Origin of the sequence: Hydrogenophaga sp. 70-12, from assembly GCF_001897365.1 — a bacterium.
In the GTDB taxonomy this organism is placed as follows: Bacteria; Pseudomonadota; Gammaproteobacteria; order Burkholderiales; family Burkholderiaceae_C; genus Hydrogenophaga; species Hydrogenophaga borbori.
This window is the reverse complement of record NZ_MKSS01000412.1, coordinates 24,534-37,086: the sequence shown is the minus strand read 5'-3', so window position 1 is coordinate 37,086 and position 12,553 is coordinate 24,534. Positions and strand designations below refer to the sequence as shown.

Below are 12,553 nucleotides of genomic sequence, written 5' to 3'. Positions count from 1 at the left end.
CCTTGACGATCAGCACCGGGATGTGCGCGTGCGTCAGCACCTTCTGCGCGACGCTGCCCAGGATCAGGGCCTTGACGCCCTGGCGGCCGTGCGAGCCCATCACGATCAGGTCGCAGCCCTCGGCCTTGGCGGTTTCCAGGATGCCCTCCCACACCAGGTTGCGCTCGATGGTGTCACCCGCGAACGGCACGTTCTTCGCGCGGCAGGCGCTGGCCACGCTGTCCAGCGCGTCGCCGGCCACGCGCTTGGCATCGCTCAGGTAGGCCTGCAGGCCCACGGCCGAGGCGTCGCCGATGCCGATGTAGGGGAAGGGGTCGATGACATAGACGCCCACCACCTGCCCGCCCGACTCGCTGGCCATCTGGGCCGCCGTGGCGGCGGCTTGGTGCCCCACCTCGGAGCCGTCGGTGGGAACGAGGATCTTCTTGAACATGCGGGCCTCCTGTGGTCGCGGATCGATGGCCCATGATGGGCCAGGGTCGCGGCACCGGGCTTGAGGCAGGTCAAGCCGACGCCGCCTCGTGCGCCGCGGGCCGCACGTCCACCGCACAGTACTTGAGTTCGGCGATCTTGCCCAGCGGATCGAGCGCGGGGTTGGTCAGCAGGTTGGCCGCCGCCTCGGCGTAGGCGAAGGGAATGAAGACCGTGTCGGGCGGCATCGCTTCGTCGACGCGCACCGGCAGGGCGATGGCGCCGCGCCGCGAACGCACACGCGCCAGCGCGCCCGCGCGCAGGCCCAGACGCTCGGCGGTGGCGGGGTTCAGGCTCACCACGGGGCTGGGCTCGATCGCGTCGAGCACCGCGCTGCGCCGCGTCATGCTGCCGGTGTGCCAGTGCTCCAGCTGGCGGCCGGTGATGAGCACCAGCGGGTACTCGCTGTCGGGCCGCTCGGCCGGCGGCACGAGCGCGGCGGGCACCAGCCGCGCGCGGCCTTCGGGCATGGGAAAGCCCTCGGTGAAAACCACCGGCTGACCCGGGTCCTGCTCATCGCTCACGGGGTAGGTCACCGCGCCATCGCGCCACAGGCGCGGCCACGACAGGCCGGCGATGCTGGGCATGAGCGCGCGCATCTCCTCGTACACGGCGCCGATGCCCTGCGCGCCGTCGCCGGTGCCCGAGCCGTCGGGCGCGATGCCGTAGCCCCAGCCCAGGCCCAGGCGGCGGGCCAGTTGCTCGGTGATCCAGGCGTCGGCGCGCGCCTCGCCGGGCGAGGCCACGGCCTTGCGGCCCAGCTGCACGCAGCGGTCGGTGTTGGTCACGCTGCCGGTCTTCTCGGGCCAGGCGGTGGCGGGCAGCACCACGTCGGCCAGCGCGGCGGTCTCGGTGAGGAAGATGTCCTGCACCACGAGGTGCTTCAGTCCCGCCAGCGCCGCGCGCGCGTGCGCGGCATCGGGGTCGCTCATGGCCGGGTTCTCGCCCTGGACCAGCATGGCGCTGATGTCGCCGCGGTAGGCGGCCTCGATGATCTCGACCACGGTGAGCCCGGGCTCGGCGCCCAGGGTGCCGGGCGCCAGGCGCCACAGGGCCTCGGCGCGCTCGCGCGCCGAGGCGTCGTTGACGCGCGCGTAGTCGGGCAGCACCATGGGAATGAGGCCGGCGTCGCTCGCGCCCTGCACGTTGTTCTGGCCGCGCAAGGGGTGCAGGCCGGTGCCGGGCCGGCCGATCTGACCCGTGATCAGCGAGAGCGCGATCAGCGCGCGCGCGTTCTCGGTGCCGTGCGCGTGCTGGCTCACGCCCATGCCCCAGAGGATCATGGCGCTCTTGGCGGTGGCGAAGGCGCGCGCGACCTCGCGGATCGCCTCGGGCTCGATGCCGCAGACCGGCGCCATGGCCTCGGGCGTGAAGGCCGCGACGTGGGCCTGGACGGCGTCGAAGTCGCGCGTGTGCGCGGCGATGTAGGCGGGGTCGGTGAGGCCCTCGGCCACGATCACGTGCAGCATGGCGTTGAGCAGGGCCACGTCGCTGCCGGGCGAGAAGCCCAGGTAGCGCCAGGCGTGGCGCGCCAGTTCGGTGCGCCGCGGATCGGCCAGCACCAGGCGCGTGCCGCGGCGGATGGCGTTCTTGATCCAGGTCGCGCCCACGGGGTGGTTCTGCGCCGGGTTGGCGCCGATCAGCAGCACCAGTTCGGCGTGTTCGACGTCGCGCAGCGGGTTGCTCACCACGCCCGAGCCCAGGCCTTCCATGAGCGCGGCCACGCTGGAGGCGTGGCACAGGCGCGTGCAGTGGTCGACGTTGTGCGTGCCGAAGGCGGTGCGCACCAGCTTCTGGAACAGGTAGGCCTCTTCGTTCGTGCCCTTGGCCGAACCGAAGCCCGCCACCGGGCTGGCGCGGCCGCGCGCGGCGGTGGCGCCCAGCGCGGCGCGGAAGCCCGCGGCCGCGGCGTCCAGGGCCTCGTCCCAGCTGGCTTCGCGGAACAGCTCGCGCCAGTCGCGCCGTTCGATGGCCGTGGGGTCCTTGGGCGCGTCGGCGCGGCGGATCAGCGGGCGCATGAGGCGCTCGGGGCTGTGCGCGTAGTCGAAGCCGAAGCGGCCCTTGACGCACAGGCGGCCCTCGTTGGCCGGGCCCGCGATGCCTTCGACGTGCGCGATGCGCCCGCTCTCATCGACGTGGTAGCGCAGCTGGCAGCCCACGCCGCAGAAGGGGCAGACCGAGTCGACCCGCTGGAGCGAGGGCTTGGCGAAGGCGCCGTTGGCCGGCGCGATGGCGCCCGTGGGGCAGGCCTGCACGCACTCGCCGCAGGCCACGCAGGTGCTGGCGCCCATGGGGTCGTTCTGGTCGAACACGATTTGCGCGTGGCCGCCGCGAAAGGCCAGGCCCAGCACGTCATTGCCCTGGGTCTCGCGGCAAGCGCGGATGCAGCGCGTGCACTGGATGCAGGCGTCGCGGTTCACCGCCATGGCCGGGTGGCTGAGGTCCTCGCCGATGGCGCCGCGCGGCGCGAAGCGGCCGGCGCGCGCGCCGGTCTCGCGCGCCCAGTGCGCGAGTTCGCTGTCGTGCTTGAGCGCGGTGGTGGCCGGCGCGTCGGCCTGCAGCAGCTCGAGCACGGTGCGGCGCGCGTTCGCGGCGCGCGGCGTGTCGCTCCTGACCACCATGCCGGCCGTGGGCGCGCGGCAGCACGAGGGCGCGAGCACGCGCTCGCCCTCGATCTCGACCACACAGGCGCGGCAGTTGCCGGCCGGGCGCAGGCCCTCGCTGGCGCACAGGCGGGGCAGCACCACGCCGGCGCGCTCGGCGGCGTCCAGCAGGCTCTCGCCGGGTGCGGCTTCCACCGCGCGGCCGTCGAGCGTGAAGGCAATCGGCGCGGCGTGGCGCGGCAGATCGTTCGTGTTCACAGGCCCACCTCCGGGGCGAAGAAGCGGCGCACGCTGTCCACCGGGTTGGGCGCGGCCTGGCCCAGGCCGCAGATGCTGGCCTCGCGCATCACGGCCGAGAGTTCGTCCATGCGCTCGGCGTCCCAGCGCGGCGCCTGCATCAGGCGCACCAGTTGGCCGGTGCCCGCGCGGCAGGGCGTGCATTGGCCGCAGGACTCCATCTCGAAGAAGCGCATGAGGTTGAGCGCGGCGTCGCGCACGCTGTCGTGCTGGCTCATGACCACCACGGCCATGGAGCCGACGAAGGCGCCGTGCTCGGCCAGGGTGTCGAAGTCCAGCGGAACGTCGGCCAGCGACGCGGGCAGGATGCCGCCCGAGGCGCCGCCGGGCAGGTAGGCGCGCAGCTCGTGGCCGGCCTGCATGCCGCCCGCGAACTCGTCGACCAGCTCGCGCAGCGTGATGCCCGCCGGCGCCAGGTGCACGCCGGGCCGGTTCACCCGGCCCGACACCGAGAAGCGCCGCAGGCCGTGGCGCCCGCGCCGACCCAGCGCGGCCCAGGCCGCCCCGCCCTGCGCCAGCAGCTCGGGGACCCACCACAGGGTCTCCAGGTTGTGCGCCAGCGTGGGCCGTCCGAACACGCCGTTCATGGCCACGATGGGCGGCTTCAGGCGCGGCAGGCCGCGCCGGCCTTCGATGGACTCGATGAGCGCGGACTCTTCGCCGCAGATGTAGGCGCCCGCGCCGCGCCGCAGCTCGACGCGCGGCGGCCGGTAGTGCGGGAAGCGCTCGCGCAGGGCCTGCAGGCGCGGCGCCAGCGCGTCGATCTCGCGCTGCAGCATCGGCCGCAGGTCGTGGTACTCGTCGCGCAGGTAGAGCCAGACGTGGTCCAGGCCCACCACCTCGGCCGCGACCAGCACGCCTTCCAGCACCTGCGGCGCGCCCATGCTGAGCACCAGCCAGTCCTTGAAGGTGCCGACCTCGCCCTCGTCGATGTTGACCACGCCGTGGCGCGGGCCGGGCTGCGCGCGCACCGTGTCCCATTTGCGCCAGGCCGGAAAGCCGGCGCCGCCCAGGCCGCGCAGGTGGGCGGCCTTGAGTTCGGCGATCACGCCCTCGGGCGTGAGGTCACCCGCCAGCAGGCGCCCCAATTGCGCCAGGTCGTTGGGCAGCGGGTGCGGCAGTTGGCGCGGCCCGGTCTCGCCGCGCGCCACGTGGTCCACGATGGACTCGGCCGTGGCCTGGGGCAGTTGCCGCTGGCCCGCGCAGGCGGCGGGCGCCTGGTGGCACTGGCCGATGCAGGGGGCCTCCTCCACCGCCACGTCGGCGCGGCCCGCCAAGGCCTCGCGCGTGCGGGCCAGCAGGTCCTCGCCGCCGGCCATGGCGCAGGCCAGGCTGGTGCACACGCGCACGGTGGTGGCGGGCGCGGCGGCCTCGTCGTCGACCACGTGGAAGTGGTGGTAGAAGCTCGCGACCTCGTAGACCTCGACCTGGCTCAGGCGCAGGCGCTCGGCCAGCGCGGCGAGCTGGCCCCGGCGCAGGGCGCCCTCGGCGTCGTTGAGGCGGTGCAGGTGCTCGATCAGCAGATCGGGGCGCGGCTCCAGGCCGGCGCACAGCGCGGCCACGCGTTCGCGCGCGGCGGGCGCCACCTGGCGGCCTTTGGGGGTGCGGCGCGCGGCCCCACGCGCCTGCCGGTCCAGCGGGCGGATGGGGATGACCGCGCGGGTGTCGTGGGGCGGGTTCATCGTGCCGGCAGGCTAGCACCATGCACGGCACTTAATATGTTTCTCATTGCCTATATGGACGCCGATCGGCACCGGTTCAGGACTCGCGGGCGTCGTCGGTGGTCGTCCGGGGGGTGCCGGGCACGGCGTCCCGGCCCCGGGACGAGGCCAGCAGCGTCTGGGTCCGGAGGCGCTGCGCCTCTCGCACCTGAGGCGGCATCTGTGTCGTGACCTGCGGGGGCGGTGCCTGCAACAGCCCCAGGTGGCGAGCCCCCTGGCGCACCTGGGAGGCGAGCGCGGACGCCAGGTAGGCCAGCGCCACCAGCAGGCCGTCGGGGTTCCGGGGGTTGAAGCCGTCGCGCGGCGCCATCGCCGAGGCCCTGGGGTCGGTGGTCCTCAGGTAGCTCAGTTCCCGGCCGCGCAAGGCGCCGAGAAACCCGTTCAGCACCACCGCCACCCACTTGAAAAACAGCGCCAGCCCGTGCTGTTCCAGGTGGGTCGCCAGCGCCGACGCGGTGTTGAACGGGTCCTGCAGGCCGACGATGTCGCTGCGCCCGGCGATGTGGTCGGCCATGTGCGCGGGCACGGCCGCCGGTTGCAGGGGCACGCCGGGTTGCAGCAGGAAGTCGTCGTCGCCCAGCCCCAGGGTGCCTTTCAGCCAGGACACCCACCGGGCCGACAGGATGGCGATGTCGGGATTAAAGCCGTCCACCATTTCGTTCAGCGTCGACGGCAGCGTCTTCATCAGCTCCCGCAGCAGCCGGTCGCCGGTGGAGCGCGGCGCGCCCCATCCGGCCATTTGTTCATCAAGGTGCCGGCCAAGGAAGAAGAGAAAGCCGATCGAGCTGCCCATGTAGAGGGCGTCGCGGCCGCAGTTCACGAAGAAGGTCAGTTGGGCGGGCAGGCCCGCGCCGCGCGCGTCGGTCAGGCGGAACAGGCGCGCCAGGGGCTGCGTGCCGCTCTGCATGACCTGGCGCAGCGCGCGCATGACGTTCATGAGGTACAGCGCCTCGCCGAGATCGAAGGGAAGCTCGAGGCCATTCGCCGCCGGCAGGATGCCCGTGCACAGCAGCAGCCCCGACAGGCACACCGTGTTCAGCACGGGAACGTACCGGATCAGGTTGTCCAGAATCGGGCTCGGGTTCAGCTGGTAGTCCGGCGACTTGGCGTGTTCGAGGTGGTACCGCGCCCACAGCGACAGGACCATGCAGACCCCACCCAACAACGGAAAACTCCAGCCGCCCATGTAGTGCGCGCCCAGGCGCACCGCGAACATGGCCACACCGTGCGCACCGCCTTCGCGCGCGCCGTTGGCGGCCACCCCCAGCGCGCGCAGCAGGATGGCGGACGCGCTCATGGGCGGGTTGCGGCGGGCGTCGTTGCGTTCGGAGTAGACCAGTTCGGACAGCAGGCGCCGCACCAGCAGGTACTTGTCACGCCCGTCCGGGTCCGTGCTGGATTGCGCGATCTTCAACAGCGCCAGCTCCACGCGCTTGGGGGGCAGTGCCATGGCGCAGAGCAGGTGGTCGCACTGCTCGCCCGGGGTGAGTTCGACGGCCTGCCCGTCGGGACCCGTCCGGGTGGTGGGCGGGTCCGACAGCCACGCCTGAACCCGGTGGAGGTCTTGATCGACCAGGGGCGCGTGTTCGCGCCATCGGTTCAACAGTTTCTGGTGGTGGTCCAGGGTGTCCGCCGAGGCGTGCGGCCTGGCCGCACGGGGATAGAAGATGTTCAGTCGCTGGGGCGTCCTGGCCTTGTGGTAGGGCAAGGCGATGCAGAGCAGGCTGTGGTCGTGCTCGGCCATCAGGATCGCGGCGGCGCGCCGGATCAAGACCCGCTGGGTGTCGTCGAACGCCACCGGTTCCGCCAGCGCGGCCATGAGCGCCAGCGCGACGTTCGCGTCCAGGCCCAGGTGGTGGCGCAGCACCTCCAGCAGCGCATGCCCCGATGTCGACGCCGCCAACGCCGCCCTCACCGAGTCGAGCCACAGGGCCGCCGCGTGCTCGCGGTCCGTCTTGACGCCCAGCGCGTGCTGGTAGCGCTCCAGGGCCTGGCTCAGTTCGGCCCGCTGGCGCGAGGGCTCGGGATGGCGCTGGTACAGCAGGATCCACAGTTCCCGCACCCACTCCTCGGCCCCGATGCCCGCGGGCACGGCGGGCGGCACCACCCAGGCCCGGGCCTGGGTCGACAGCAGCCGGTACCAGTCGCGCACGCGCTTCAGTGGCTGGTCGCCCCGTCGCTGGGCGATGCGGTGCCGGTAGACGTCGTCCTCCAGCGCCAACAGGGCCGGGTACTGCTTCAGCAGCGCCGTGTCTTCCACCAGGGTCGACAGCACCTGCCATTGCTGGGGCGGGCTCAGGTGGGCGAGCAGGCGCTGCAGCGCGGCCACCCCCCCTTGTTGCAGTACCCGCCGGCAAGCCTCGAGCCTCACGCCGAGCCAATGCGGGTGTTTGCTCAGGCCCCGAGGCTGGCGTCCGTGCAAGGCGCCCACCCGGTGGATGAGCTGGCCCAGCGCGCCCAGGGCGTCCGGCTCGCGCTGCACCGATGGGGGCACCGGGGTCGGCGGCGCCTCGCCCGGTCCGGGCCACCGCTCGATCTCGGCGATCAGCCCGTCGAGGGTGGCGGCTGTCGACAGGCTCTCGCGCAGCAGGCCTTGCCGCAAGGCCGTGAGGCAGGACAACACCGCTTCGCGCTCGTCCTCCGACAACGGGGTGCGCTCGCCCGAATGCGCGCCTTCGCGCAGAGCGCACTCCACCGCGTTGATCGCGTCCCAGAGCTCGCTGCCGGTGCGACCGCCAAACAGCTCGATGAGAGCGGCGTTGTCGCCTTCACCGAACTTGCCCTTGCGCAAGCGATCGATCAGCCCCCCCATGTCCAGCGGCGCCGGGGCCTCACGGTCGCCGGGGTGCGCGCCCCGGAGCAAGGCCGCGAGCAGCCGGTCCTCTTCCTTCACCTCGACGCCCTGCCGCATGGCCTCGATGAGGGCGGCGATCCGGTGGCCATCGGCGTCGCTGATCGTGAGCATGTCAAGGAGCTCGTGCAGGCTGAGCTCGACTTGGTCGAGCGCCCTGAGCCGATCGATCCCCTCCAGCGGGCCCAGCGAATCCCAGGCATCGGTCAGGTCCGCGCCCTCCCGGTGATCGAGCAGCAGGTGGACCGTGTGCCGCGCCTGCCGGTCGGACAGCGGCGCCTGGCGCGCAGGCCATGGCGGGAAGCAGGCCTCCACCACCGGCTCGGCATCGGTGCCGGCGTCGGTCAGGCCCGGCGTGTCCTGCACCGGGAACCCCGACGGCGGCGGCTCGGGCGGCTCGGGCGGCTCGGTGGCGGCCTCGGCGTCGGCGGTCGCCTCGTGCAGCAAAGGCTCGAACAGGTTGTTGAACGCCTTCAGCTCGTGGCGCTGGGTCCGCAGGCTCGCCTGCCCCACCTGCAGCACCTGCACCACGGCGTCGTACAGCGCCGGCCCCTTCAATGGCCCGAACAGGCTGCCGCGCGGATCCTGGGGATTCCACTGGCCGGTCCAGTAGCTGTTGAACACCGCCTGGGGATCGAACACCGCGCCGGCCAGCAGCTCGTCCACCGACTGGACGACGCTGGGCTTCAGCGGTGAGGCCTGGGCGGGGTCGCCGCCCCGCCGCTCACCCGGGGCGCTGGGCCGGTCGTGGAGCGTGCCGACCGGCGCCGAGGCCGAGCGACGACGAGGGAATGCCGTGGGCGGCTGGGAAGTGAAAGGGTTCATGGAGAGGCCAGCGGGTCAATGGAACGGGAAGCCACCGGGCTCGCGTCGGCCCGCGTGGTGCATCAGGGCCAGGCTTCGGGAAACAGCTGGCCCTGGCGCCAGCGCGCGGCCTGGCTGGCCAGGTGGCGCAGGCGCACGCGGAAGGCCGCCTCCGCGCCTTCGGCCAGCGACAGCTCGTCCGTCAGGCACACGGCGTCGGCGCTGGCCTCCAGGCCCAGCACCGCGCCGTGGCCCCGCAAGGCGATGAGCAGGTTGGCCTGCAGCAGGCTCAGCAGCATCGGCAGCGGATCGCGTCCGGGCAGCGGTCCCAGCACGCAGACCACGCGCGCGTGGTCGGGCCGGTTCTCCAGGTCGTGCTGCAGCAGCACCGTCTCGGTCCCCACCCGGCACTGGGCGGCGAGCAGCGACCCGGGGTCCAGCGAAGGGTTCAGCGCGGCGCCGAGTTCGACCGGGTACCAGGCGCAGCGCATGGCCGCCAGCCAATCCACCAGGAGGCGGCGCGGGTCGTGCGTGGCGAAACGGAACGTCGGTGGTGGGGTTGGCATGGGCCTGCGCCCTCCTGCCGGCCGGGCCGGCGCCGAAGCACAAAGGGAACAAAGGCCGGCGCGGGCGCGAAGAGCCCGCGCCGTTCAGGCGCGCAGGCTGGCGCTCAAGCCATCGGCCAGGGGCGCGGCACCCAGGAAGTGGTCGTCCCGCCAGCGCCGCGCCATGTGCGCCAGGCCGGTCATGGTGGCCAGCAGCAGGCGCGCGCTCGCGGTGGCCAAGGGCACCACGTGCAGCAGGTGCAGGCGGCGATCGCCCGGCTCGTAGCCGGCCACGGTGCCCGAGCCGGCCGTGAGCTGGCTCACGCGCAGCAATTGGCGCAGCGCGGCCTCGGCCAGGGCGTCGCCTTCGGGCACGGGGCCGAGCGGGCAGGCCACCGTGAGGCAGGCCGGCGAATGCCGCGGATCGCACCGCAGCGTCACGGGCATCGAGGCGATCTCGACATCGAAGAGAAACGGCCCCTCGCCCCGTGGTGGGGCGAGGGGCCGGTCGGCGGGCAGTTCCTCGGACAGCGCGTTCAACAAGCGCTCGAGCAAATCGGTGGCACGGGGTTCGGTCATGCGGGGCGTCCTGTGTGTTGTCGGAACGCTCACGAGGCCCATCCATCCCCTCCTCGCGAACGCCTGAACGTCATTCATGCAAAAGGCGGACCTTAGGTATCCCGATGGCCGATGCGGGTTCTCTACCAATTCATCACGTCAGGAAACGCACAGGGCCCAGCCCCCGCACCGCTCGACCGGCCAGCGCGCGCGGCGGCTCGCTTAATATGTCCGGCCATTCACATAGCCGCCGCGCCATGGCCGTCCGCCCCCCGCCCGAACCGCTGCGCGTGAGCCTGCAACCACGCTGGCGCGTGGGCCGCGCGGACGACGCCCCGCTCGACGCCACCCCCCTGCTCGAACTGCTGGCCACCGTGCAGGCCACCGGCAGCATCGCCCAGGCCGGGCGCGAGGCCGGGCTGTCCTACCGCCACGCCTGGGGCCTGCTGCGCCAGGCCGAGGCCCTGTTTGGCGAACCGCTGCTGCTGCGCGGACGCGGGCGCGGCTCGGCCTTGACCGGGCTGGGCGAAAAGCTGGTGTGGGCCGATGCGCGCATCGGCGCGCGCTTGCAACCCCTGCTGGAATCCCTGGCCTCGGAGCTCGAAGGCGAGCTGGGCCGCGTGCGGCCGCACGCCCCCGCCGTGGCGCGCCTGCACGCCAGCCACGGCTTCGCGGTGGCCGCGCTGCGCGAGCAGCTGGCGGCGCGCCAGGTGCCGGTGGAGCTGCGCTACCGCTCCAGCCTGGAGGCCGTGGCCGCGCTGGCGCACGGCGAGTGCGACCTGGCCGGCTTTCACGTGCCCTTGGGCGAATTCGAAGCGGCGGCCGCGCAGCGCTACCTGGCCTGGCTGCGGCCCGAGCAGCACCGCCTGGTGCACCTGGCCGTGCGCACGCAGGGCCTGTTCGTGGCGCCGGGCAACCCGCTGGGCCTGCGTGGCCTGCAAGACCTCGCGCGGCCCGGCCTGCGCTTCGTGAACCGGCCCGAGGGCTCGGGCACGCGCGTGCTGATCGAGCTGCTGCTGCAGCGCCAGGGCATCGCGCCGCGCTCGCTGCTGGGCTACGACAACACCGAGTTCACGCACGCGGCCGTGGCCGCCTACGTGGCCAGCGGCATGGCCGACGCCGGCATCGGCGTGCAGACGGCGGCGCACCGCTTCGGCCTGCACTTCATTCCGCTGCTGCGCGAGCGCTACTTCTTCGCGGTGCCGGCCGACGCCTCGCAGCGCCCCGGCCTGCGGCCGGTGCTGGCGGTGCTGCGCTCGCCGGCGTTTCGCGCGCGGGTCGCGGCGCTCAAGGGCTACGAGGCGGCGCAGACCGGCCGCGTGCTGACGCTGGCCGAGGCCTTCGGCGGCTGAGCCGCCTTGACGCTCGCGCACGGGCGCCGTCTACTGGCCCATCGGAGGAAGACCCCATGCGATCCCTGCTGCTGTCCCTGTCCCTGCTCGCGGCCTTGCCCGCGCCCGCCGCGCCCCCCGACGCCGAGGCCAGTGACCCCGCCCGGCTGGGCTGGATGAAGGGCGCCCCGCCGCCGGCCGAGCGCACCATCCGCTTCGCCGATGGCAGCTACGCCGACTTCCCGGCCTGGCGCTGGAGCGTGGCGCACTTCCGCGAACTGATGCCCACCGTGCAGGTCTCGCGCGGACTGGGCGCGCCGCGGCCGCTGCCGCGCGCCGAACGCGGCGACATCGACGGCCTGCGCTTCACCCCGCTGGGCGGCGGCGAGCCCATCACCTGGGCGCAATCGCTCGCGCTCAACTACACCGATGGCATCGTGGTGCTGCACCGCGGCCGCATCGTCTACGAGCGCTACTTCGGCGCGCTCACCGAAGAAGGCCAGCACGGCCTGATGTCGGTCACCAAGTCCTTCACCGGCCTGCTGGGTGCGGTGCTGGTGGCCGAAGGCCGGCTGGACCCGGACCGGCGCGTGGACCACTACGTGCCCGAGCTCGCGGCCTCGGCCTTCGGCAGCGCCACCGTGCGCCAGTTGCTGGACATGACCACCGGCATCCGCTTCAGCGAGGACTACGCCGACCCCCAGGCCGACGTCTGGCAGCACGCGCAGGCGGGCAGCCCACTGCCCAAGCCCGCCGGCTACCAGGGCCCGCGCAGCTACTTCGAGTACCTGCAGACGGTGCAGCCCCAGGGCCACCACGGCGAGGCTTTCGGCTACAAGACCGCCAACAGCGACGCCCTGGGCTGGGTGATCGCGCGGGTCAGCGGCCAGTCGGTGGCCGAGCTGCTGTCGCGGCGCCTGTGGCGGCGCATCGGCGCCGAGCAGGACGCCTACTTCACCGTCGACTCGATCGGCACGCCCTTCGCCGGCGGCGGGCTCAACGCGGGCCTGCGCGACCTCGCGCGCGTGGGCGAGCTGCTGCGCAACGGCGGCCGCCTGGGCGGGCAGCAGATCATTCCGCGCGCGGCCATCGCCGACATCCGGCGCGGCGGCTCGAAGGCCGATTTCGAGAAGGCCGGCTACGCCCAGCTCAAGGGCTGGAGCTACCGCAACATGTGGTGGGTGACGCACAACGACCACGGCGCCTACATGGCCCGCGGCGTGCACGGCCAGGCGCTGTACATCGACCCGAAGGCGGAGATGGTGATCGCGCGCTTCGCCTCGCACCCCACGGCCGGCAACGCGGCCAACGACCCGAACTCGCTGCCGGCGTACCACGCGCTGGCCAAGCACCTGATGGCGCGGCGCTGAGG

General features: G+C 73.2%; 8 protein-coding genes. 2 read left to right on the top strand and 6 right to left on the bottom strand.

The window, feature by feature from the left end; all coding sequences use genetic code 11:
- From BGO22_RS21430 to BGO22_RS21405, 6 genes are all read right to left on the bottom strand, one after another.
- Nucleotides 1-433: universal stress protein (locus tag BGO22_RS21430; RefSeq protein WP_286852411.1), on the bottom strand; the 433-nt coding region annotated here is incomplete at its 3' end.
- 70 nt (nucleotides 434-503) lie between these two features.
- Nucleotides 504-3,332, bottom strand: a complete 2,829-nt coding sequence (gene fdhF / locus BGO22_RS21425) for a formate dehydrogenase subunit alpha (protein WP_286852410.1) — start codon at nucleotides 3,330-3,332, stop codon at nucleotides 504-506.
- Nucleotides 3,329-5,053 carry an NADH-ubiquinone oxidoreductase-F iron-sulfur binding region domain-containing protein gene (locus tag BGO22_RS21420; protein ID WP_286852409.1) on the bottom strand — a complete coding sequence of 575 codons (1,725 nt, stop codon included), beginning with the start codon at nucleotides 5,051-5,053 and terminating at the stop codon, nucleotides 3,329-3,331. Before BGO22_RS21420 ends, fdhF begins: the two co-directional genes overlap by 4 nt.
- 76 nt (nucleotides 5,054-5,129) lie before the next feature.
- Nucleotides 5,130-8,768, bottom strand: coding sequence for a hypothetical protein (locus tag BGO22_RS21415; protein ID WP_286852408.1), 3,639 nt, complete (start codon nucleotides 8,766-8,768; stop codon nucleotides 5,130-5,132).
- Between the two features lie 62 nt (nucleotides 8,769-8,830).
- Entirely contained in the window at nucleotides 8,831-9,313 is a 483-nt protein-coding gene (locus BGO22_RS21410) for a type III secretion system chaperone family protein (protein ID WP_070400408.1), read from the bottom strand.
- Between the two features lie 84 nt (nucleotides 9,314-9,397).
- Complete coding sequence (locus tag BGO22_RS21405; protein ID WP_204744030.1) at nucleotides 9,398-9,871, bottom strand: type III secretion system chaperone family protein; 474 nt, start codon at nucleotides 9,869-9,871, stop codon at nucleotides 9,398-9,400.
- A gap of 236 nt (nucleotides 9,872-10,107) precedes the next feature.
- On the opposite strand from BGO22_RS21405, the gene BGO22_RS21400 reads away from it, so the two are divergent.
- Both BGO22_RS21400 and BGO22_RS21395 read left to right on the top strand, forming a co-directional pair.
- Complete coding sequence (locus BGO22_RS21400; RefSeq protein WP_070400410.1) at nucleotides 10,108-11,202, top strand: substrate-binding domain-containing protein; 1,095 nt, start codon at nucleotides 10,108-10,110, stop codon at nucleotides 11,200-11,202.
- A 56-nt stretch (nucleotides 11,203-11,258) separates the two neighbouring features.
- Nucleotides 11,259-12,551: a serine hydrolase domain-containing protein gene (locus tag BGO22_RS21395; RefSeq protein WP_286852406.1), complete on the top strand. Its 1,293-nt coding sequence runs from the start codon at nucleotides 11,259-11,261 to the stop codon at nucleotides 12,549-12,551.
- Nucleotides 12,552-12,553: the final 2 nt, after the last annotated feature.